This window comes from Kordia algicida OT-1 (assembly GCF_000154725.1).
GTDB lineage: Bacteria > Bacteroidota > Bacteroidia > Flavobacteriales > Flavobacteriaceae > Kordia > Kordia algicida.
The window spans coordinates 4,278,344-4,302,260 of sequence record NZ_DS544873.1; the positions used below are offsets into that span (position 1 = coordinate 4,278,344).

A 23,917-nucleotide genomic window follows, 5' to 3' on the forward strand; every position below is an offset into this window, starting at 1 on the left:
ACTCTTTTCAGAGCTTAAAAATGGATTGGTTTTTAGTCGTACTATTGGTAGTGCCAATCAAAAATGAGACCATTATTTAAAAATACTATTATTTTTTTAAAAAACAGCGCACAGATATACACAAATATAAAAAACCTATAAAGGTATTGGAAGCTGTAACACAAAAAATAGTAACGCATTTGCGAAGAAAACGGTAGTTTTTCCTGTAGTTAGAAAATATGAAAGAAAAGTAAGTAAATTTGGTCATAAAAAAAGCAGACTCGAAAAAAGTCTGCTCTTACAAGTATTATATATCTATATTAAAATTCTGCATTTTGCGGAGTTCTTGGGTAAGGAATTACGTCTCTAATATTGCTCATTCCTGTAGCAAACATTACCAAACGCTCAAAACCAAGTCCGAAACCAGAATGTACTGCAGTTCCGTATTTACGAAGTTCTAAGTACCACCAAAGTTCTTCTTCTGGAATATCTAAGGCAGCCATTTTTTCTTTCAATACGTCCAAACGTTCTTCACGTTGCGATCCACCGACAATTTCTCCAATACCTGGAAATAAAATATCCATAGCGCGAACTGTTTTTTCATCTTCGTTCAAACGCATGTAAAACGCTTTGATATTTGCAGGATAATCAAATAAAATTACAGGACATTTAAAGTGCTTTTCTACTAAGAAACGTTCGTGTTCACTTTGTAAATCTGCGCCCCATTCGTTGATGATGTACTTAAACTTCTTCTTCTTATTTGGCTTAGAATTGCGTAAAATATCAATCGCTTCCGTATAGCTTACACGTTTAAAGTTATTGTCAATCACAAAACGCAACTTCTCTGTCAAAGTCATTTCGCTACGTTCCGCTTGCGGTTTGGTTTTATCTTCTTGAATCAAACGATTTTCTAAAAATGCCAAATCGTCCGCATTGTGTTCCAACACGTAACTTAATACAGATTTCATAAAGTCTTCTGCCAAGTCCATATTTCCATCCAAATCCATGAACGCAACTTCTGGTTCAATCATCCAAAATTCTGCCAAGTGACGTGATGTGTTTGAGTTTTCGGCTCTAAATGTCGGTCCAAACGTATACACTTTTCCAAGTGACATTGCATAGGTTTCGGCTTCCAACTGTCCAGAAACGGTTAAATTTGTTTCCTTTCCAAAGAAATCTTGTGTATAATCTACATTTCCTTCTTCGTTTAGTGGTGGATTTTTAGGATCTAATGTCGTAACACGAAACATTTCTCCAGCACCTTCTGCATCACTTCCTGTAATGATTGGCGCATGCATATAATAAAATCCGTTATCATTAAAATATTTGTGAATGGCAAATGATAATGACGAACGCAAACGCATTACAGCGCTAAATGTATTTGTACGTGTACGCAAATGTGCTTGTTCACGTAGTTTTTCTAATGTATGTCTTTTCTGTTGAAGAATTGTTTTTGATACTTCTTCCGGATCAGCATCACCTAAAATTGTAATGTCTTTTACCTGAACTTCTACTTTTTGCCCTTTTCCTTGACTTTCAATCAATTCTCCTTTAATAGCAACAGCAGCACCTGTACCAATACGTTTTAAAATATCTTCATTGGTATTTTCAAAATCAACAACACATTGAATATTTTTTATGGTCGATCCGTCATTTAAAGCAATAAAACGATTTGCTCTAAACGTTCGTACCCAACCTTTTACAGTAACTTCCTGTAGTAATGTTTCTGAATGTAATAATTCAGCGACTGTGTATGATTTCATCTTTCAAATAATTTAGTCGACAAATATAGTTTATTAGCGAAAACTTATGAAATGCGCTATCACAAATTTTTGTTGCTTAGTTGTATGATGAGCAGCGGAATCAATTTAATAGAATCAATAAAATTAGCCAAACAGTTAAAAGGTTACTAAATAAAATTAAAGTCTCATTTTGTACGAAGAGTATCTTTTTCTATTGAGAGAATTCAACATAACGTAAAAATACGTAGAAATAAAAGGGTATTACCCAGCAAAAAGGGGATTTTTCCCCTTGTTTAAACGCTTGATGTTGACATATATTTGTCATGGCTATTAATCAATTGTAATCTTAATTTGTCTTCAATGATTAAGTAAATTAAGGTAGGTTTGGGGGAACCTATAAAGTCTGAATGCTGTATCCACAGCTTCAGGCTTTATTTCATTTACAGCAGTTTGTAAATGAATTGCTCCTGTTTCTGCTAAAAATTTGATTGCCAATCTTAACTATTTAACGTGAGTTCGATGTAAGAACTTTAGTTTGAAACTTTTCTTTTCCGAAGTATAGCAGGAGTTTTTCGTTAAAATTTTCGAAACCTTGGAGAAAATTTAGAAAAACTCATGCGGTTTTAGTTTTTCCCAAAAAGAAAAACCAAAAATACCTCTGGAAAAGTTCCCTTTCTTTTGTTTCTTTTCTTTGGGTAAGCAAAGAAAACGAAAATAAAACCCTAAAAATGAATTATATTACAGGATTATTTCTAAAATTACTATAAATATAAATTGAATGATTTATATCGAACTGACGTTATTTATTCTTTTTTATCTTTTCGTTTTGAAAGTTCCGATAGTTTTCGGTTTACCTTTTCAGGGAGAATTCTAAAGTTTGGTTCTTTCACTGTGCGTTTGTTGGCAATGCTTCTTTCTAGCGAAAGCAATAAGGAAGGCAACAACAGTAAGTTTGCTAACATGGCAAACAGTAGTGTTGCAGAAACCAATCCGCCTAAAGCAACCGTTCCGCCAAAACTAGAAATCATAAATACCGAGAATCCAAAGAATAATACAATAGATGTGTAAAACATGCTGACACCAGTTTCGCGCAAGGCAGCATATACAGATTTACGAATCTTCCAATTGCTACTGCGTAATTCTTGACGGTATTTTGCCAAGAAATGAATTGTGTCGTCCACAGAAATACCAAAAGCAATACTAAATACCAAAATGGTAGAAGGTTTGATAGGAACGCCTAAAAAGCCCATCATTCCCGCAGTAATGAGTAACGGAAGTAAGTTGGGAACTAACGAAACCAAAATCATTCGGAAAGAACGGAATAAATACGCCATAAACAGCGAAATCAAAAAGATGGCAAGCGATAATGACATGATTAAATTATCGACTAAATATTTTGTTCCTTTCAAGAAAACCAATGCTTTTCCTGTAAGCGTGACATCATATTTGTCTTTAAAAGTATTGTCTATTTTTGCGCGTAAATTTTCTTCGATACGTTCCATTTTATCGGTTCCGATATCTTTCATAAACGTTGTAATACGTGCGTACCTTCCGGTAGAATCTACAAAGCTTGTCAGCAGATTGGTCTCTGATTTCGATTTTCCAGCGTATGCCAAAATCCAATTGTTTTCATTGGAAGTGGGTAAGGTGTAGTTTTTTGCCAATCCTCCAAAATAGGCTTGTCGCGAGTATTTTGCCAAACTTACTACAGACATAGGCTGAGATAATTCTGGAGTTTCCACGATTAATTCTTCAAACTTATCCATTCGCTTCAAAGTAGAAAGTCGTGTGACACCATTTTTACGTTTGGTATCAATCAAAATTTCTAATGGCATGATGCCGTCAAATTCTTTTTCAAAAAAGCGAATATCTTTAAAGAAATCGGCGCGTTGTGGCATATCTTCAATTAAACTTCCAGAAATTCGAATTTGATATATTCCAATGATACTTAAAACCAATAATGCAACAGAAGTGATATATACTGCAAATCGGTGGTGACGAACTGTGTGTTCCATCCAACCAACAAAAGCACCAATCCAACGTTTGTTTAAGTGATTTAAATGTTTCTGTTTTGGCAATGCCATAAAACTATATATGATTGGAATGATAAGCAGCGAGAGTATAAAAATCGCAATGATATTAATGGAAGCCACAATACCAAATTCCTTTAAAAGCTTACTTTCAGTGATGATAAATGTAGCAAAACCAGCGGCAGTCGTAACATTGGTCATTAAGGTTGCATTTCCAATTTTAGAAATTACACGTTGCAACGACTTTGCCTGATTTCCGTGTTTTTTTATTTCTTGCTGATATTTATTGATGAAGAAGATACAATTTGGAATTCCAATCACAATGATTAATGGCGGAATTAACGCGGTAAGTACCGTAATTTCATAATGCAATAATCCTAAGATTCCGAATGCCCACATGACACCAATAATTACCACAACCATAGAAATGAACGTAGCGCGAAACGATCGGAAGAAAAAGAAAAATATCAAACTTGTAATGAGCAATGCCGCTCCAATGAACAAACCGATTTCATCAACAATGTTTTGTGAGTTGAGCGTACGAATGTATGGCATACCAGAAACGCGCAAATCGAGTCCAGTTTCTTCTTCAAACTCAGCAATTATCGGAAGAATTTCATCATAAATAAAATCTTTACGAACAATGGTGTTTACAATTTCTTTATCGAGATAAACCGCCGTACGAATGGTTCCTTCGTCATTAAATAATAAACTTTTGTAAAAAGGCAGGTTTTTAAAGAGTTCGTCACGAATTTCATCAACTTGTTCTTGTGTTTTAATTTCGCCTTTTACAAGATTATCAAGTGCAAATCGTTGATTTTCTTCGTCTTTAACAAGTTTTTTGAGATTTTCGGTAGAAATTACAGCACTTACTTCGGGTTTTGCATTGAATTTTTTACTCAGTCGATTCCAAGCATTGAATTTTTCAGTTGTAAATAATGTACTGTCTTTTACGGCAAGAATGATTAGGTTTCCTTCTTCCCCAAAAATATCAAGGAATTTATTGTATTCAATGTTTACAGGATGATTGTCAGGTAGGAGATTTGCTTCCGTATACGAGAAACGCATATTTTTCCATTGATATCCCAAAAATACGGTCATACCAATGACAAGTGTAAGAATGATGATTCTGTTTCTAAGAATTAGTCTCGCAACACTTGCCCAGAAGCGCGTATTTATCCATTTAATCATTGTATCATTTTTGCTCGTGCAAATTTAACAAAAACGATTGAAGGCAACTAGAATCCTAAACTAAAATAATAAGTGAACTTAAATGACAGGTTATCTTCAAACTCAGGCAGGTGATATGCACCGTAGCGATACATAAAACTCAATCCAAAACCTGCAAATAGTTTGTTGATTTCAAATCCAGATTCAGAAAAACCGTGTTCTAACGAATTGAATTGTTGTCCTAAATGGCGTTCAATATTGTCTGCATCACCAATAGCAAAACGTGTAATTAAGGTTAATTCTGGACGAAACCCTTTGGTAATTTTAAACGGTTTGAATTGGTGTTTTGCTTGAAACATCGCGTATCTGTCGGAGAAAAATTCGTTAAAGTACATAGTTTCAAAACTGTTTCTTCCAGCAATCGAAAAACGCTGTAAAAGTACGTCTTTGTTAGGATTGTTTGGTGATGTATGATATAAATGTGAGATGGGAATGTCGCCAATTCCCAAACCACCTTTTAGTAAAAAGGAAGTCACACCTTTGTCAATTGGTCGAATTTCATGCACAATACGCGCATCAAGTTTTGTATAATCAAAATCGCCGCCTAGGAAACCATCAAAACTTTTGGTTGCCTGAAATGCAAATTGTGGAAATCCTCTTTTGATTTCATTACGTCCATGACGATTTTGCATGTATTCGCTAAACGGATTCCATTGTACAGAAAGTGTAGCTTCTGTGATGTCGTACGCGTTAAATATTTCGCCATTATTCACAAAACCATAGTCGTACGTAGATTCTACATTGCTTCTAGAAAGCATTAAATTTGCATGTGTTTTGGCAGTAATTTGGTGTTCAATGTTTGCGGTAAGACGTTTTATTTCGTAAAAAAGATCGATATTAAACAATCGTGGTTCAAAAAGTGAAAACGCACGTCTGTCTGTGATAAAACGAGAGCTTCCTGTTTCAACTAAATCGTCCGTATAGGAAATTCCAAACCATGTTTGTGTTCGTTTGTCTAATCGTGCTGCGCCGCCAACTCCAAATTTAAAATCTTTGTCGCGCGTTCCATACACGCCATAACCATTTAGGCGATATTTGGTAGAAAAATTGGCATTTGTTACACCACCAAGTCCCAAACGAAATGCTTCATAATTATTGTACTTTACTAAGTAGCGTAAATCTAAATCGATATATTTTGTTGGATAATATCCTTTCAACAGTTTTCGTGCTAAGTAAATATCTTTTTCTACGCCTTCTTCTTCCACAATACTATCTAAAACAACATAAGTTTCTTTGCCACGATCAGTGATCTTTTCCGTTCGAAATTGTTCCCAATAGGCTTCGTCTCTGTTGTGTGCTTTGTCATCAATTTCAATTGCCAATCCGCGCCCTTGAATGGTTACAGGTTCGTTGATGGCTAAGTCGAAGTTTTGTGTTTTAGAAGTCAAATACACAAAGTCACTAACATCTTGTTTGTTAGTTCGAGTAGTTTTTGTGCTGTCTTGCGGTGTGCCGCGTTGTACTTTAATTGTTTGTCCAAAAAGTGATACAGAATCGTCTGTTTTTCCTTTACGGATTTGAATTTCTTTGTCGGTCGGAAACCAAACTTCGAAGGTTTGATTGTATTCAAAATTTTGAACGGCTTTAATGTCAATGACACCTTTTATTTCTGCAATTCCTTTTTGCAGTGCGTACGATTCACGATCGATATATAAAATACCTTCTAATCCAGAAGTTTTCCCTTTTTTCTTCGGGCTGTAATAAATCATGTATGATTCGCGATTGCTGTTACTAACCGTATCAAGTATTTTATAGTTGTATTTGGAAAGTGCATTTCCTGCCATTGGACCTGTGTAGGAAGTTCCAAAAAGCTCATATTTACCTTTATAGAAGGAGAACGACTGAATTTTAATACCTAATATTTCATAAATAGGTTCTTTAAAACCTGCCATACGTGTGGCTAAAATCTTTTCGCGCTTTCCTTTGGAGGAACTAAATGAAACTTCACTCACTTTTTCGGTCATGTACAGATGACTTCTCGTGAGTTCTTTTTTAAAGCTGTAATTGGAAGAATCTACTTCTTTAAAAACAAGCTTTCCATCTTTTTTTGTAAAGATAGAATCAATTTGTCCGTTGATAGAATCAGGATTCGCGGTTACTAAAAGTTTGTTATAGGAATTGAGTTTAAACGAATTCAGTTTACGCTCAGGATCGTTTTGTTTTTTATTAGCAATGGCATCACGCATAATTTGCAAAGCGGGATTTTCTTTATTGTATAAAACCACAGCATCCAATGCTTCTTGTGAAGGATCGAGTTGTATTTTAAGATATGTTGTGTTTTTATCAATAGGAATCGTCACCGTTTTGTAGCCGATGTATGAAACTTTGATAGAGGGAATATTCTGTTTCAAATCTAACGTAAACTTTCCTTCTGCGTCGGTAATTGTTCCTTTGGTAGGGGAAATAAAAATATTGGCAAATGGCAATGCTTCCTTAGATTGTTTGTCAGTTACAACTCCCGAAATTCGTTGCTGTGCAAAAGCAGTAATAGAAGTGAATGCTAAAATAAAAATCAGCAAAGATTTTTTCATCTGTTATGGTATGTTTTAATAGATCAGATATAGTTGGTCGATATTATTATGTATTGCTATCAATTTTTGTTTGACAATATATAATTGCAGACCTTATTATTTATAACGAATATAATCCTATAATGTTACAAAAATAAAGCGACCATTGGTCGCTTTATTTTTAGTTTATTATAAGTTTAACGTTTTTTTAAACCGTCATAATCTCTTTTTCTTTCACGGAGAAAATTTCATCAATTTTCTTTACATAATCATCTGTTAAAGCTTGCACGTCAATTTCGGCATTCTTTTTAAGATCATCAGAAACATCTAGTTTTTTAATTTCTTTATTGGCTTCTTGTCGTGCATTACGAATACCAACTTTTGCATCTTCAGCTTCAGCTTTGGATTGTTTTACCAATTCTCTACGACGTTCTTCTGTTAACGGCGGAACGTTGATAATTACAGATTCTCCGTTATTCATTGGATTAAAACCTAAATTGGCAACTAAAATACCTTTTTCAATTTCTTGAATCATACTTTTTTCCCACGGCTGAATTGTAATTGTACGTGCATCAGTACTATTTACGTTGGCAACTTGAGACAAAGGCGTTTGCGAACCATAATAATCAACCATAACACTAGACAACATAGCAGGAGAAGCTTTTCCGGCTCTAATTCCTAAAAGTTGTTTTGTTAAGTGTGTAATGGCACTATCCATTCCTTCTTTTGTCGTATCTATAATAAATTTAATGTCTTCGTTCATAATGTCTTTAATTATTGAATATAATAGCAAGTATTATAGAAGTGATTTAAACTTTTTTGATTTGCTAAAAAATTACTATTTTTTCAGCCCTGTTTTCGTCTTTTTTTCGTTCCGTAGCGCTGCTATGAAACTCAAAAAATCCTTCAACAGTACTTAAAACTTCTAATTTTCGCTTAAACCCGAAAAGTTTAAATCACTTCATACTATATCATTACTAATTTAAAATATTTTTTTGTTTTTGATCGAATAAAATCAAAAACTACGCCAGTTTTTTTCTTACAGGTTTACTTTCGTACCTATATTTTCACCAGAAACTACTTTGAGTAAGTTTCCTTTTGTGTTCATGTCAAAAACAATAATGGGCAGTGCATTTTCTTGACTCAATGTAAAAGCGGTAGTGTCCATTACTTTTAAACCTTGTTTTAAAACTTCATCAAAAGAAATATGGTCAAACTTGATGGCTTTGGTATTTTTTTCAGGATCTTCATTGTAAATACCATCAACACGAGTTCCTTTTAAAATAACATCAGCATTGACTTCGATAGCGCGTAAAACCGCAGCAGAATCTGTAGTAAAATACGGATTTCCTGTTCCTGCACCAAAAATAACCACGCGTCCTTTTTCTAGGTGGCGAATAGCCTTTCTTTTAATGTATGGTTCTGCCACTTCTTTAATTTCTAAAGCGGTAAGTAAACGTGTGTGTACGTCTGCATCTTCCAAAGCACTCTGTAAAGCGAGTCCGTTAATCACGGTAGCGAGCATTCCCATATGATCTCCTTGTACTCTGTCCATACCATTGCTAGCACCAGCAACACCTCTAAAAATATTTCCACCACCAATTACTATGGCAACTTGGATTCCTAAATCTGTCACTTTTTTGATTTCTTCAGCGTATTCTGCCAAACGTTTTGGGTCAATTCCGTATTGACGTTCGCCCATAAGTGCTTCGCCTGATAATTTGAGTAAAATTCTTTTGTATTGCATTGCTTGTAGTGATGAGTTTTGCAAATATAGCAAATATTGAAGTCTACAAAAATGTTTTTGAAAATGAAGATTATTTTTAAGAAAGATTTAAAACAGTTATGCTTTAAAAGAGTGAAATGAGTATAGATGAAATTTATTTTATTACAACTTAACTTATACGTTATATGGCTTTTACTTATAAAAAGTATAAGTTTTTTAAATATCACAAAATATGTTAATTATATTTCTAGGAATCTCTGTTTTGTATCTTTATATAATATGAATCAAAAATTATTTACCATGAAAAAAGAAAAAATTAAAATTAGGATTAAACAAAATTGAAGTCTCAAACTTGTCAACAATCACAGGAGGATATGATGAAACTTTTATTGCATTATGTAACTCTATGCAAATGGGTGATTGTGAAGAAACGGCTAATTGTGAAACGCAAGGTGGTTATGCTTGTGGAGAAACTATTGGTGCATTTTGTGGCTTTCGAACTTATGAAGGCGATAGCTGTAGTTGTTAGTAGAAAAACAAAAAAGGATCGTCAAGTTGACGATCCTTTTTTATATAAATACTCAAATGAGTGAGTGTTTTGTTTATCCTAAAGATACACGTTTAAAACCTGTAACTTCAACATCTCCGTAAGAAGCAACGTATTTAGCAACTGTAGACTTTTCATCTTTGATGAAGTCTTGATCTAATAAACATTGTTCTTTGTCTAACGTAGTGTTATCAGAAACGAATCTTTCCATTTTTCCAGGTAAAATACGATCCCAGATTTTCTCAGGTTTACCTTCTGCAGCCAATTGCGCTTTAGCATCTTCTTCTGCTTTTGCCATTACTTCATCAGTTAACTGAGACATAGAGATATACTGAGGAACATTTTTCAATGTTTTTCCTAAACGCTCTAATTCTTCGTTATCTTTTTCAATTGCAGCAATTCTAGCTTCTGTTTCAGAAGCCACATACGCAGGATCAAAATCTTTGTAAGATAATGTAGTAGCTCCCATAGAAGCAACTTGCATCGCTAAGTCTTTTGCTAATGTTTCAGCATTGTCAACTTTTGCAGATAATCCAACAACAGCAGCAATTTTATTGATATGTACGTAAGAACCAACATAAGCAGCTTCTAATTTTTCAAAAGCTTTTAAGTCAATCTTCTCACCGATAACACCAGTTTGCTCCGTTAACTTTTCAGCAACTGTGATTCCACCGAAATCAGCAGCTAAGAATTCTTCTTTAGTGTTGTATCCGATTGCTAAATTAGCAAAGTCTTTTGCTAAGGCTACGAAACTTTCGTTTTTTCCAACGAAGTCAGTTTCACATCCTAAAACGATAGCAACACCAGCAGTGTTGTCATCATTTACTTTTGCAGCAGCTACACCTTCAGAAGACTCACGATCTGCTCTTTTAGCAGCAACTTTCTGACCTTTCTTACGAAGGATATCAATTGCTTTATCGAAGTCACCTTCTGCTTCTACTAATGCTTTTTTGCAGTCCATCATTCCTGCACCGGTAGCTTTTCTTAATTTACCTACTTCTGCGGCTGTAATTTTTGCCATTTTATTTTAGTTTTAATGTTTATGTATTTATTCAGCATTTTTATATCGATAGCAAAGCTATTGATCTTCTTTTGATGAATAAACGCATCAACGTTAAATAATAATTATTTTGTTTCTTCTTTAGCAGGAGCTTCTGCTTTCGCTGGAGCTTCCTTTTTTGCTGGCGCTTCTTTTTCAGCTTTTTTCGCTTCTTTTTCAGCTTTTCTCTCAGATAATCCTTCGATAACTGCATCTGTAACGTGAGTTAAGATATTCTCGATTGATTTAGAAGCATCATCATTTGCAGGAATTACATACTCTACTTCTCTAGGATCAGAGTTTGTATCAACCATTGCAAAAATTGGAATGTTTAATTTTTGAGCTTCTTTAATCGCGATGTGTTCACGTTTGATATCAACTACGAATAATGCACCTGGAAGACGTGTCATATCAGAGATAGAACCTAAGTTTTTCTCTAATTTTGCTCTTAAACGATCTACTTGTAAACGTTCTTTCTTAGATAAAGTCATGAACGTTCCATCTTTCTTCATTCTATCGATAGAAGCCATTTTCTTTACGGCTTTTCTGATCGTTACAAAGTTAGTTAACATTCCGCCTGGCCATCTTTCAGTGATGTACGGCATGTTCGCTTTCCCTGCTTTTTCAGCAACGATGTCTTTTGCTTGTTTTTTGGTAGCTACGAAAAGTATTTTTCTACCAGAGGCTGCAATTTTCTTTAAAGCTTCGTTAGCTTCTTGAATTTTAGCAGCAGTTTTATATAAGTTGATAATGTGGATTCCATTACGCTCCATGTAGATATACGGCGCCATGTTTGGATCCCATTTTCTTGTCAAGTGTCCAAAGTGTACACCTGCTTCAAGTAAGTCTTTTACTTCTATGTTATTTGCCATTTTTGTAAATAGTTTACGTTCCGTTGAATTAGCAATAGATAAGTAGCAATTTTATTTTTTGTAATTGGTCTTACCTATTTAGATGCTAAACTAAATTTCGCTTTTGCGAAACAACGACAACATGATTTTAATTTCAATAATAAATGAACAGTACGTTTTTTTGAAAAACGACCAAAAATTAACGTTTCGAGAATTGGAACTTCTTACGAGCTTTCTTCTGACCAAATTTCTTACGTTCAACCATTCTTGGATCTCTTGTTAATAATCCTTCTGGTTTTAAGGCAGCTCTGTTTTCAGCGTCGATCTCACATAATACTCTTGAGATAGCTAAACGAACAGCTTCTGCTTGTCCTGTAGCTCCACCACCATATACATTTACGTTTACATCGTAAGTGTCAACAGTTTCTGTTAAAGCAAATGGTTGCTTTACTTTGTACTGTAAAGTAGGTGTTGGGAAATACGTTTCAAATGCTTTTTTGTTTACGGTAATGTTTCCAGTTCCTGGAGTAACATATACACGAGCAACAGCGGTCTTTCTACGACCAATTTTGTGAATAACTTCCATGTTACATTAAATCATTTAAGTTAATAGTTGTTGGTTTTTGAGCTTCTTGTCCGTGCTCAGCTCCAACATAAACTTTTAGGTTACGGAATAAAGCGCTACCTAATTTGTTTTTTGGTAACATTCCTTTCACTGATTTTTCTACTAATTTTGCAGGATCTTTTTCGAAAAGTTCCGTAGCAGTTAGCGATCTTTGACCACCTGGATAGCCTGTGTGACGAATATAAGATTTGTCCGTCCATTTGTTTCCAGTTAAGTTGATTTTTTCTGCATTGATAATTACAACATTATCTCCGCAATCAGCATGTGGTGTAAAGCTAGGCTTGTACTTACCTCTAAGGATTTTTGCTACCTTAGAAGCCATACGCCCTAGCGTCTGTCCTTCAGCATCAACCAAAACCCATTGCTTATTTGCAGTAGCTTTGTTTGCTGAAATTGTTTTGTAGCTTAATGTGTCCACACTAATTTTTTTTAATAATTAAACATTCCTATCTCTTTAAAAGAGTCCGCAAAGGTAAGATTTATTCTGTAGATAACAAATACATTGTGAAGAATACTGAAAATAGTTAAATGTATTGGTTTTCAATCCATTAAAAAATGCTTCAAAAACATAATTTTAAGAACTATATTTATCAAAATTTTCAAAGATGAAATTTTTACCAAAAATAAAGAAGTTTTTTGTCAATACTATTGTCATAGGATTGCTAAGTCTTTTGTTGTTTGAAGTGTTGTACCGAAATTCTGTGATCGATTTTTATAAAGCAGAAACTTCACATTTAAATTCGGAATCAGATTTGGCAAAACCTTCCGTAGATTTTTTGGTGTTTGGCGATTCTTTTTCCGCCACAGCGGCAACAATTAATTATGTAGATAAGTTACGAGAAAATAATCCGAATACAACGATTGTAAATGTGAGTGTTCCCGGAATTGGAATTCGGCAAGTGAATACATTCGCGAAAGCAAAAATTAAAAAACACCAACCCAAAGCGATTATATATCAGATATATGTTGGGAACGATTTGACCGATGTAAACCATTTGTGGAGTTGGGAAAAGTTTTCGGTCACTCGGAATTTGTATTGGGAAGCATCCGATTATTTTTTGAGTTTGTCTTATTTGAATCATAAAGCAACAGTGTTTAGTCCGCGCGTAAATAATAGAACCAAAACCATGGCAACAGATGTTTTTAAACCTGAATATTACGATCAGCGAACGAAACGTTTTGTAAATTTTGATGCAGCATATTTTAATAATACATTGCTGTTGAAAGCTCCTTTTAAGGAACGTTATGATGCTTGGCTTTCGTATATGAAGACTTTTTTAGAAACAATTCCGAATGATGTTCCTGTGTATTTGGTGTGGATTCCGCATTGTTCACAAGTGAACTCCTATTATATGAGTAATTTGAATGCCTTAGGAGCTACTTTTGAAGATGAAGTGGCAATTCAGAAAACGGAATATCCATTCTTCGCGCAAGCTAAAAAGGACTTAAAAACATTCACAAATGTGGTGCAATTAAATCCTTTAGAGACATTTCAGATGAATGATTCACCTTCAAATCGTTTGTATTTTGCCAACGATCCACATATTAATGATAATGGAAATGTAGTGTTGCGTGATTTTTTGGAGTCTGAAATTCTTTTTTAATGTATCAATTTGTTAATTTGAAAATGTAGCAATGCATTTCAAATATCATTTTTTTTATCTACAAGAAACAGTTTACTTCACTGCGTTCATAATGACGTATTGAAGGCGTTTTTTTGAGAAAATCGTCAATCAAAAATCACTAGCTTCTTGTTTTTCTTCAATCGCTTTGTCTTGTGCCGCTTTTTTTGCCAATAAATTCTTTTGGTAACGACCTTGCACAATGTCAATAATCACTAATGTGATAATCACAAAATAGAAAGTTGCTTTGCTCATTTGTTCTACATCGTTTCCGAAGAATTTCAATTTTGCCAAATGTCCACCTTCTGATAACAACATGATTCCGACAATGAACAGAATAAATAATCCGAGTACTTCATACATTTTGTTTTTCTGCAAGAAGTCCGAAACTTTATCTGCCATCACAATCATTAACAATCCACCTAATACAATGGCAATAGTCATTAAAATTAATTGTGGCATGTAGTCCATATCACTTGTCAATGCCATAGCGCTTAAGATAGAATCAAACGAGAAAACCAAGTTCATCACTACAATCCAAGTCACTACACTTTTGACAGATTTTTTACTTTGAGCACCTTCTACCTTTTCGTGTTCTTTCATCAGCATCATGTGCCAAATTTCCTTTACTGCGGTGTAAATGATGAAAATTCCACCTGCTAATACAATCAAACTATGTCCAGTTAAATCAAATTCCACAATCGTATTGCTGTGCATGGATAAGAAAGGATTTTGGAAATATTGAATCAATTGCAATAGCACAAATAATAATACAATTCGTAAAATAATTGCCAAGCCAACGCCCATTTTTCGAACGTACGATTGTTTGTCTTTCGGTGCTTTTTGCGATTCTAATGAAATGTACAATAGGTTGTCAAATCCCAACACAGCCTGCAACAATACAAGCATGAATAAGGTAAAAAGACTATCTAAGGTTAAGAGTTGTTCCATATTTTTAGGTAATTATTTATTGTTGTTTGTTAGTTGTTCCGTTTCGGGTTCTGTTACAGTTTTTTCTGTTTTTGATAGTAATGTCCATTGTATGTTTGCTAACATCCTGTAAGCAACCATACGATTTCCAAGTTCGCCCGTATGGCAAAAATCAAAATAAATGGTTTTACTCGCAGTATCAAATACATCACTAATGTCTATAAAAGTAGCATCTGTCTGCATAAGTGAATCTTTACGAACAGCTTCATACGATAATCGGTATAAATTCTCATAGTATTCTTGCATTTCGTAATATTTTTGTTCGTACTCAGTTAAAAACTTTTTGGAGTAAATATTAGGTTGCATAAAGTTGAATACTTTAAAACCGTATTCGTTTTCTAAACTTTTTGAAATTTTTACCAAACCAATATAGTTTTCAGCAATGTCTGTTGCCAATTCGTCTGATCGAGAGCTCAATTGTTTGTAAGCAGAATTGGTAAATAGTTTGCGTTGCATTGTTGTGACAAATCGATATAAATTGCTGGAATAAATCATCAACTTGATGCGCTTTTTGTAACTGTGTGCAATTTTAAACTCTTTCTTTCGGTTGTAGGCATTTGTGGGCGAACCGGCTTCGTTGTTTTGATGTCCTGAAATCACTTCATTCACACCATCATAAAAGATAACAATGTCTGGAATGTTGTTTTTTACCAGTTCTCGCTGTAGCTGAATGTTCTCTGTAGCACGCGTATATCCGTGACAACCAAAATTGGTGACTTCTACGTTTTGATTTGGGAATTTCTCGTGAATCAACTTTGATAATTCTGATGGAATGGTGTATGCATCTCTTGCACCAGAACTAAACATGGTAGAACCACCAAAACAGAATATTTTTAAGGCTGTTGCCGAATCTTTTAAACTCGGATTGATCGTTTTTCGCAGTCCATTTTCGTAAATCGTGTTGTGTTTTCCGTTCATCGGTTTAAAACGATAATGCAAAAACGGTTCCCACATCATATCTTGTAGGCGAAGTTCACGGTGAATTTCCTTGATTGTTTCGTCATCCAAGCTTTCATCATACAAACCAGACGCAATAATACGTTCGGTGTTTTTATCAATACCACTTTCGTCGTGGTAACTGTAAAAAATGCCCAATCCTATTTCTAGCAAAAGAAAAATAATCAGCACATTTCTGAATAATATATAGGCAAATTTGAGTTTACTTTTCACAAATACGGGAGTTTATAAAATATATTTTAATTTCTTGTTGAGTTGAATCAATGCATAACTCGCAATTACAGAGAGTATGATTGTTATAAACGTCAAAGGTGTCGAATCTAATTTAAAAAAACGAAGAATTAAAAAGATAATTAATGGATGTATTAAATAGAGTGCGATAGAGTAGGACGATAGTAATTTGCTATTAAGATTGGATGAAACTGTAAACGTAAATGCAGTAATCAGTAAAGCAGGCGCTAAGAATATATATGAAATGTAAGTGTTTAAAATTGCTTCACCAGTTATAAAGTAGTAGGTGATTAAGTTTTCAGCAACCAAAAGAACCAAACTTAGTATCAAAAGACTTATGGCAAATGATTTGCTGAGTTTGGTGTGAAAATTTGCGCGTTTGATGACATAACCAATACTTAAAAGTGGCAATGCGAATAGCAAAAAGTTTCGGTGTAACGGCGGATAATTCATCAATTTATCTAATAAAAGTTGTTCCGAAAACACATGAAGCTGTCCCAAATATTGAATGATAATCCCGATTAAGAACAAAATAAACGTTCCTACAATTAATAGTTTATTTGAAATATTTCGAAGTTGATATAATAGCAATCCGCCCAAAAGAAGTGCCGCCAAATACCATAAATGATTGAAACCAAATATTATTGTTAAAATCATTTTCATTAGGTTAAAATCATTCAAATACGCCCAAAAATAAGTGTAAAATAACATCCAAATCAAGTATAAAATTCCAACACGTTTGAACCATTTTTGTATACGATCATCATTAAATACGTTGTATAAAAAGAAACCGTTGACACAGAAAAAAAACGGAACAGCAATTCTAAAAACGCCGTTGGTAATAGTTTGCGAAGCTACTTCGCTGTATTCAAATAAAAAGCCACAATGTGTGCCAATTACAAATAGCGCAGCGATGACTTTAAAAATATCTAACAGTATGTTTCGCGAAGTTTTCTGCAAATCGGTTATGATTTTTGAATACTAAAGATATAATTTTTCTCTTTTAAGACACTTTTTTCCAAAATCAGTTCAAAGTTAAGTTTGTTATTGGAAGCTATTTTTTTTATATGTTCAATTTCACAATCTTCCGATAAAATCATCCAAGTATTTGGTGCTAAGTGTTGAGGAAGTTGTGCAAATAGTTTTTCGAAATATTCAAAATTTTCACCACAAAACCATGCACGTTCTTTATCGTTTTGCGGCGCTTTTGGATAATATGGCGGATTGATGATGATATAATCAAACGTTTGATTGGATAAGTTTTCAAACAAATCTGAATACACAACGTTTAACGGAATTTCATTTGCTTCAGAAGCTTCTTTCAACGCACTAATTGCAATTTTATTAATATCAGAAGCGGTGACATTTGCACCTTTAGAAGCCGCAAAAAGTGAGATGATTCCTGAGCCACAACCGAGTTCTAAAAAGTTTTTATTCTTTAAATCTAAAGGTTTTATAAATTCTAGAAAAATCTTGGTGCTTATCGTAAAATGTGGTGGAAATACTTCTGCGCTGACGTTTACCGTAATACCTTCATACGTGTAGCTTCGCTGTTTTAACGTATATTTATCAAAGAAAAATTTCGCAACAGGAAATATGTGTTTTTTAATTTTCTTAAACATATTTTCTGCGGATTATTCTGAGTAGAAACCTTCAATTTCTGGTTGACGGTATTTCCAAATTTTATGCAATACTTTAATTTCATACGGAAATTTGTACCAACCATATTTAAAGCGATATCCTGAAACTAATTTTAGCAAGCTTTTCTTGTAGCCTTTAATTCTAAAATCGGAAGCAGTTGGATAATAACCGTTGAGAACTGTTTCAAAATTCTGGATTTTATCAATCATATACGGTTTCAACCAAGGTGTTAGCGGATTTCTTCGCAAGTCAAATTTTTCCCAACTCGGTTCAATCCATTCTTCTAATTTTTCAGGAAAAGAAAATCCTGCATCTACAATTTGTTGATACAACTCCGAACCTTCTGTTGGCACCGGACTATACAAATAAATGATGATTTCCGCATCCGCATTAATCGCTTTTATTTCACGAATAAAATTGATGTCCCACAAAATCTGTTCGTAGACTTTTTGTTCGTTTTCGCCAGGCAAACCTAGTACAAAGGACAATTCAGGAATAATATCAACATCTTTCATGCGTTTCACAAAATCCTTAATCATCTGTCCAGATTGTGTGCCACCTTTGTTCATTTGCTTCAACACTTCATCATTTCCAGTTTCAGCTCCTAAAAACATCATGCGGCAACCTGCTTTTCGCATGTAATGCAAATCTTCGTCAGAATATTTATTAATCGTATCAATGCGACCTTCGCCCCACCATTCGATATTATCATCCATCACAAGTTTGGAAAATTCCATCACACGTTTTCGAGACGTAAAAAAGTTATTATCGTGAAATTCTACCGCATCAATCTGATACTTTTCTTTAAAATATTTTAAATCTTTATAAATGGTTGAAGCTGCTTTTGCCTTCCATTTGGCATTGTAAATTGGCACAACCGCACAGAAAGAACAGGTAAACGGACAACCCATACTTGAGTGATACGCAAAGGTTTTTTGTCCCATAAACGTTTTTGCCAAATAACGCTCTAGCGGATAAAACGTATTGAAATATTCGTACGGATATGGAGGTAAAGAATCCTGATCGAGCAAGGCTTCTTTTACCGTTTGCACAATTTTCCCGTTTTCATCTTTAAAGATTAAGTTGCGAATGAGTTGTAATTTCTCATCGCTTTTTCCTTCTAAAACATCTAATAATTTTGGAAACGTATTGTCGCCAGGTCCGTTGATGATATAATCAACATACCCTGAATTTAAACATACTTTGTATTGATTGGAAGCAAAATAGCCGCCCCAAATATTTATAGCATTTGGGTATAATTCCTTGATCTTTTTTGCATACGGAATTGCCTGTTTCAATTGTGGTCCGGGCATTACAGTGAGACAGAAATATTTAAATTCGCCTGTAGCAAAATAACCTGAAATTTTTTTCCAAGGATCGGTTTCCATGTTTCCATCTACAAAAACATAGTCATATTTTCCATGAATTGCCGCGCCAACCTGAATGATGGTATTGGGCAAACGATGCTTTGCATTCGCGCTTCTCGGATTGAATATGATGATCTTATTTCCCATTAATTTAGTATCGTATTTTTGATTTAAAAAGAACTGCAACAACGACTACACGCAGGCAATAAACCTCCGTTTTTAGATAATGTAGCACGGAATTTCGACAAGACGCGTCCATTCCAGATTTGCTTTAAATTTTCTTCGTAAATATTGCCAAGTTCCAAGTTGTAACAACGTCCGTGTGCAGGAATTACACTTCCATCCGATTTAATCATCACGTTGGTAAACACATCATTGCACATTTTCCCAATCTTGATTTCTGGCTTATAATAGAATTCCTTTAGCTTTTCTTTTGAAGCAATTTCTGGAGAAAAATTCACAGGAAATTTATCATTTCTAGATTTTATCATAGCAATTTCGTCCCAAAGTGCATCCAAATCAAAATTATTAATATTTACTTCATCAACATTAGAAGCTGTTGCAGGATAGGAATTTGCCCAAACTTCATTATGAACATCTGCAATGCGTTGTTCGGTAAAGTTGGAATGCATAAATCCGATTTGTTGCAATGGATAGTCTTTAAAGAAATCTAGAAATTCATTTAAATATCCAATATTCCATTCAGTAATGACACAAAATATAGCAATCGTCGCTTTCGGATTGATAGAAAGCACTTTTTCAATACCTTCTACTGCTTTTTGAAATGACTTTTTGTGTCCGCGAATTTCATTGTGAATGTCTTGCGGACCATCAAGTGAAATATAAATAGAAGTATCGGCAACCACATTCGCTTTCTGTTTTAAGGTAAGCGCATTTGTAGTTACAGAAGTTTCAATTCCTTTTTGTTTTGCATATTGTAACGAAGCTTCTAAATGCGGATATACCAACGGTTCTGTAAAAGCATATCCCAATTTTGAAATCGGATAATATTCCGCCATTTGATCGATAATTTTTTCAATCAACGGTAACGGCATGTTTATCGGATGCGTTCCTACTAAGTTTTGTGCAAAATTCGTATCCAAACTTTTCGTACCAACATCACACATTTTACAATGCAAGTTGCACACATTATTCACGCCCAAAATGATCCATTCTGGAGGAAAAAGATACTTGCTAGGAAGTACTTTTTTGTTTATTTTTTTAAATGTGGCAACACTCATAATTCCTTCTTTTCTTCGAATTTGTAAACATACAAATCAAATAGCAAAATTTATATTCAAATTTACATTTTAAATTGATAAAATAAGCCATCTGTTTAAAGGAAGTCTAAATAGTGACTTTTTGCGCTATAATTTATCCTTTAAATCTTGTCTGCCAACGATGGTCATTATCTCAACAGTATTATTTTGTATTCTAAAATAAATACTATCTGCTCCACAAACACATCGTCTATATCCTGTTTTTATAAAATCAACGGCTTCAAAAGAAAAAGGTCTGTTAGCTATGATGTCGAAATGTGTGAAAAAAGAATTAAAATACGCGTCCGCTTGGGTAATTCCAAACTTTTGAACTCCGTATTGATGAATCCGAATTAGATCATTTTTAGCTTCATTGCTCAAACAATATTTAGCCATTTAATAGAGATTTTGACTGAGCCAAAATTGCTTCTTTACTATCTTCTGTAAATCCGTTGGCTTCTGCTTTTTCTATTTTGGCACGAATCCAATCTACTTGAACTTGTTGTTTTCGTGCTTGTCGAATCAAGTCATTTACAAGTTCGCTTTTACTTGAATATTCTTTTTTATCGACTTGATTTTTCAGCCATTCATCATTTGGCTCTGTAAGCGAAATACTTTGTCTTGCCATATCATTGTAGTTTGGTGTAAAATTACACCAAAAGTGAATCAATTCCAAATTGGGAAATTGCAGGTTTTGTTTTGAGAATAGGGAACAATTTATTTTTTTCTATTTCACACAGATTCTTTTCCTAGAGACTGTATATTTGTTTTTATCACAGCAACCGCCAAAAGAACTATTTTGCTCAAAAAATACCTTTTTAAACCAATTAAAAACCTAATTATTATTGTTGGGATAACTTTTTTATTGTTGGAAATTATATTGGCAATTTATATTCGTACCGCAGAAATCAAAATAGAATTACCAACCTATACGTTTCAAAATACGCAGAATTTTTGGTTTGATTTGGATGAAAACTTCGGAACACTGCATTTACCAAATGATGAATATCGACAGAAAAAGTACTGCTTTGACGTCGTTTATAGCACAAATTCAGCAGGTTTTCGTGATGCAGAACGCGAACTAAATACAACAGCAAAACGCGTTATTGCTTTGGGAGATTCGTTTACCGAAGGAATTGGTGTAGAAGTTGAAAATCGCTTGACGAATCTTCTTGAAAAAGATAAAAACATTCCGCATTTAAATTTCGGCTTGGCAGGAAATTTTGGACCTACACAATATTTAATGATGTATAAAACGCTTGCGCGCAATTATTCGCATGAAGCGGTTTTGGTGGGAATTTTGCCTTCTAATGATTTTATAGACGACGATTACGAAGTGAGTTTGAAAGTTGGTGGCGATCGTTATCAACCGTTTTTAAAAGGCGATTATCCAAGTTACGAATTGATGTATCATACAGACAGCATTCACAAATCGAAAGCACGTCCAATAAAGCAAAGTTTTATTCATAAATTATTGAAAAATTTTACACATTCATATAATATGTATCGCTATTTGCGTGTAATGCAGCGTGTAAAAGCTATTCCAGAAGATAAATTACTAGATGCATCTAAAATTCCGAGTTATTTCAACTTTACGGAAAAGCAATTCAATCGCATGCGGTATTCGATAGAAGAAATTAAAAAATTGGCAGGAAATCGTCCTGTGATGGTGTATAGTATTCCGATTGAAAAAGAAATCAAAGCGTATCGCGAACACGGGAAAAATCCGCTGGCAAAGAGACTTCAAGCGGTTTGCGATAGTATCAATGTAGAATATTTAGACTTGTTACCCAAAACCGATCGTTTTACAGAAGCCGAATACAAAGCGTTGTTTTTGTCTTGTGACGGACATTGGAGCGAAGCTGGAAATGCGTTTGCGAAGAAACATATTGAATCATTTTTTAGCTATTACAAAAGATGATGAATTTTCTCAAAAAATACCAAGATCAACTCGGATTGTTGCTGTTGTGGTTGTTGCTGATTTTCATCATCAATCCGATAGGCGATTTTCCACTGAACGACGATTGGTGTTACGGAAAATCTGTAAAAACCTTAACGGAAAATGGTTATTTAAAACTCTATAATTGGGGAGAAATGACCTTAGTTGGTCACGTATATTGGGGATTTTTATTTACTAAAATTTTCGGTTTTTCCTTTACCGTATTGCGTTGGTCAACCTTGATTTTAGGATTTGCGACGCTTCTCGGAATTTACGAACTCTGTAAACTCGCCAATATTTCTCGTTGGATGGCAATTTTCGGAACTATTTTATGTATGGTAAATCCGATATTTCTGTCTTTGTCGTTTTCGTTTATGACAGACATTCCTTTTTTCTGTGTCACCATTTGGGCATTTTATTTTTTTGCGAAAGCGTTGAAAACGGATTCTTGGAAACCGATTCTCTGGGCGATTTTCTTCTGTTTTTGGGCATTTACCATTCGTCAATTGGCATGGGTTTTTCCAATTGTATTTTTAGTGACGATGTTACTTTCGAAAAAACGAAACTTGCAAAATCTGGCGAAAGCCATTGCGCCTTTATGCACGTTGATTGTGTTTTCGTTAGTCTTTTCATACATCATGGAATCGAATGATTTGTTGCAAGAACGTTACAATTCGAAGTTTGGTTTGTTACTAGAAAACATCAAAAATGTAGATAAAAATCTGATTATTTTAATCTTTTCGTATTTCTTTCGTTGCATGGCGTATCTTGGATTTCTGTTGGCGCCAATTCATATTTTTTATATGAATCGCTATACATTTAGAGGTTATAAAATTTCAGCAATTGTGTGGACGCTTCTCGTGACAGGAATTTTAATTCAGATTGGAAAAGTATTGCCAAGTTTGGATAATATCTGGATTGACTTCGGCGTCGGACCAACCACGTTAGCCGATCATGCAGGAAACTTTACCACAAGTCCTGAACCGCGTGCGCCACAATTATTTTGGCAAATGGTGACAGCAATTGGTGTGTTTTCAAGTGTAGCGTTGTTATTTCATATTCGTCAAATGATCGCTTCGGTGTTTAAAAAGCGACAAGTGAATTCGTTAGTCGTATTGTCGTTTGTATTTTATGTCGTGTATTTAACACCATTTTTAATTGTTGGTGTGTACGATCGATATTTACTGCCGTTGTTTCCAATTGCAATTGTCTTTTTAGCGACAAATTCTACAAAAGTTCCTAAAAAAATGTATAAATATTTCGCATTTAGCTTTTTGATATTAATGACGTGGTTTTCGGTGTGTGCAGTACACGATCATTTATCTTGGAATCGTGCACGATGGAAAGCACTTGATGAACTTGTTGACTCAGGAATTCCAAAAAACCAAATTCAAGGAGGTGTGGAATATGTGACATGGAATTTCTTTTCAGAAGAAAAAGAAAAATGGTGGGAAAGTGTGACGCCAAAGTATACCTTAGTTTTTAAACCTACTGACGAACAGAAAGTCGTGAAAATGTACACTTATGATCGTTGGTTGTTTGGTGATGGTGTTTTTTGGTTGGTGGAGTAGAGAGGATTGTGTTTTTTTAAAATTAATACTTTCTTAACAGGCAAATCTCTTTCAAGGATTC

Annotated in this window: 21 protein-coding genes; 4 read left to right on the forward strand and 17 right to left on the reverse strand. The window is 34.3% G+C overall.

Annotated elements, in window-relative coordinates; all coding sequences use genetic code 11:
- Window positions 1-299: 299 nt before the first annotated feature.
- The 5 genes from asnS to pyrH all read right to left on the reverse strand — a co-directional run bounded on the left by asnS (window position 300) and on the right by pyrH (window position 9,238).
- Window positions 300-1,742, reverse strand: a complete 1,443-nt coding sequence (gene asnS, locus KAOT1_RS18285) for an asparagine--tRNA ligase (RefSeq protein WP_007096377.1) — start codon at window positions 1,740-1,742, stop codon at window positions 300-302.
- 782 nt (window positions 1,743-2,524) lie between these two features.
- Window positions 2,525-4,942, reverse strand: coding sequence for an efflux RND transporter permease subunit (locus KAOT1_RS18290; protein WP_007096378.1), 2,418 nt, complete (start codon window positions 4,940-4,942; stop codon window positions 2,525-2,527).
- A gap of 47 nt (window positions 4,943-4,989) precedes the next feature.
- The gene (locus KAOT1_RS18295) at window positions 4,990-7,512 is read right to left on the reverse strand and encodes a DUF5686 and carboxypeptidase-like regulatory domain-containing protein (protein WP_007096379.1); all 2,523 of its coding nucleotides are present in this window, start codon (window positions 7,510-7,512) and stop codon (window positions 4,990-4,992) included.
- Between the two features lie 187 nt (window positions 7,513-7,699).
- On the reverse strand, window positions 7,700-8,254 hold the full coding sequence (frr, locus tag KAOT1_RS18300) for a ribosome recycling factor (RefSeq protein ID WP_007096380.1): 555 nt from the start codon (window positions 8,252-8,254) through the stop codon (window positions 7,700-7,702).
- Window positions 8,255-8,530: 276 nt separating this feature from the next.
- Window positions 8,531-9,238, reverse strand: a complete 708-nt coding sequence (gene pyrH / locus KAOT1_RS18305; RefSeq protein ID WP_007096381.1) for a UMP kinase — start codon at window positions 9,236-9,238, stop codon at window positions 8,531-8,533.
- A gap of 331 nt (window positions 9,239-9,569) precedes the next feature.
- Between pyrH and KAOT1_RS18310 the strand changes: the two genes are divergently transcribed.
- Complete coding sequence (locus tag KAOT1_RS18310; RefSeq protein WP_157560185.1) at window positions 9,570-9,746, forward strand: hypothetical protein; 177 nt, start codon at window positions 9,570-9,572, stop codon at window positions 9,744-9,746.
- A 73-nt stretch (window positions 9,747-9,819) separates the two neighbouring features.
- Here the strand turns inward: KAOT1_RS18310 and tsf are convergent, their stop codons facing one another.
- The 4 genes from tsf to rplM all read right to left on the reverse strand — a co-directional run bounded on the left by tsf (window position 9,820) and on the right by rplM (window position 12,697).
- Window positions 9,820-10,785: a translation elongation factor Ts gene (gene tsf, locus KAOT1_RS18315; RefSeq protein WP_007096384.1), complete on the reverse strand. Its 966-nt coding sequence runs from the start codon at window positions 10,783-10,785 to the stop codon at window positions 9,820-9,822.
- A gap of 104 nt (window positions 10,786-10,889) precedes the next feature.
- Window positions 10,890-11,675, reverse strand: coding sequence for a 30S ribosomal protein S2 (rpsB, locus tag KAOT1_RS18320; protein WP_007096385.1), 786 nt, complete (start codon window positions 11,673-11,675; stop codon window positions 10,890-10,892).
- A gap of 178 nt (window positions 11,676-11,853) precedes the next feature.
- Complete coding sequence (rpsI, locus tag KAOT1_RS18325; protein WP_007096386.1) at window positions 11,854-12,240, reverse strand: 30S ribosomal protein S9; 387 nt, start codon at window positions 12,238-12,240, stop codon at window positions 11,854-11,856.
- Window position 12,241: 1 nt separating this feature from the next.
- Window positions 12,242-12,697 carry a 50S ribosomal protein L13 gene (gene rplM, locus KAOT1_RS18330; protein ID WP_007096387.1) on the reverse strand — a complete coding sequence of 152 codons (456 nt, stop codon included), beginning with the start codon at window positions 12,695-12,697 and terminating at the stop codon, window positions 12,242-12,244.
- Between the two features lie 187 nt (window positions 12,698-12,884).
- Between rplM and KAOT1_RS18335 the strand changes: the two genes are divergently transcribed.
- Window positions 12,885-13,883, forward strand: coding sequence for an SGNH/GDSL hydrolase family protein (locus KAOT1_RS18335; protein ID WP_007096388.1), 999 nt, complete (start codon window positions 12,885-12,887; stop codon window positions 13,881-13,883).
- Window positions 13,884-14,012: 129 nt separating this feature from the next.
- Here KAOT1_RS18335 and KAOT1_RS18340 read toward each other — a convergent pair whose 3' ends face one another.
- The 8 genes from KAOT1_RS18340 to KAOT1_RS18375 form a co-directional block, all read right to left on the reverse strand.
- Entirely contained in the window at window positions 14,013-14,852 is an 840-nt protein-coding gene (locus KAOT1_RS18340; protein WP_007096389.1) for a TerC family protein, read from the reverse strand.
- 12 nt (window positions 14,853-14,864) lie between these two features.
- Entirely contained in the window at window positions 14,865-16,061 is a 1,197-nt protein-coding gene (locus tag KAOT1_RS18345) for an SGNH/GDSL hydrolase family protein (protein WP_007096390.1), read from the reverse strand.
- 12 nt (window positions 16,062-16,073) lie between these two features.
- Window positions 16,074-17,039: an acyltransferase family protein gene (locus KAOT1_RS18350; protein ID WP_007096391.1), complete on the reverse strand. Its 966-nt coding sequence runs from the start codon at window positions 17,037-17,039 to the stop codon at window positions 16,074-16,076.
- 5 nt (window positions 17,040-17,044) lie between these two features.
- The gene (locus KAOT1_RS18355; RefSeq protein ID WP_007096392.1) at window positions 17,045-17,701 is read right to left on the reverse strand and encodes a methyltransferase; all 657 of its coding nucleotides are present in this window, start codon (window positions 17,699-17,701) and stop codon (window positions 17,045-17,047) included.
- A 12-nt stretch (window positions 17,702-17,713) separates the two neighbouring features.
- The gene (locus tag KAOT1_RS18360; RefSeq protein ID WP_007096393.1) at window positions 17,714-19,234 is read right to left on the reverse strand and encodes a B12-binding domain-containing radical SAM protein; all 1,521 of its coding nucleotides are present in this window, start codon (window positions 19,232-19,234) and stop codon (window positions 17,714-17,716) included.
- A 23-nt stretch (window positions 19,235-19,257) separates the two neighbouring features.
- A complete protein-coding gene (locus KAOT1_RS18365) occupies window positions 19,258-20,328 on the reverse strand; it encodes a radical SAM protein (protein ID WP_007096394.1) in 1,071 nt (356 codons plus the stop codon).
- Window positions 20,329-20,454: 126 nt separating this feature from the next.
- Window positions 20,455-20,742 (reverse strand): type II toxin-antitoxin system RelE/ParE family toxin, encoded by a 288-nt coding sequence (locus KAOT1_RS18370; RefSeq protein WP_007096395.1) that lies wholly within the window; start codon window positions 20,740-20,742, stop codon window positions 20,455-20,457.
- The gene (locus tag KAOT1_RS18375; RefSeq protein WP_040559698.1) at window positions 20,735-20,974 is read right to left on the reverse strand and encodes a ribbon-helix-helix domain-containing protein; all 240 of its coding nucleotides are present in this window, start codon (window positions 20,972-20,974) and stop codon (window positions 20,735-20,737) included. The genes KAOT1_RS18370 and KAOT1_RS18375 overlap by 8 nt, the downstream gene beginning before the upstream one ends.
- A 237-nt stretch (window positions 20,975-21,211) precedes the next feature.
- Between KAOT1_RS18375 and KAOT1_RS18380 the strand changes: the two genes are divergently transcribed.
- Both KAOT1_RS18380 and KAOT1_RS18385 read left to right on the forward strand, forming a co-directional pair.
- Entirely contained in the window at window positions 21,212-22,267 is a 1,056-nt protein-coding gene (locus tag KAOT1_RS18380; RefSeq protein WP_157560186.1) for an SGNH/GDSL hydrolase family protein, read from the forward strand.
- The gene (locus KAOT1_RS18385; protein WP_083777325.1) at window positions 22,264-23,856 is read left to right on the forward strand and encodes a glycosyltransferase family 39 protein; all 1,593 of its coding nucleotides are present in this window, start codon (window positions 22,264-22,266) and stop codon (window positions 23,854-23,856) included. The genes KAOT1_RS18380 and KAOT1_RS18385 overlap by 4 nt, the downstream gene beginning before the upstream one ends.
- Window positions 23,857-23,917 lie beyond the last annotated feature (61 nt).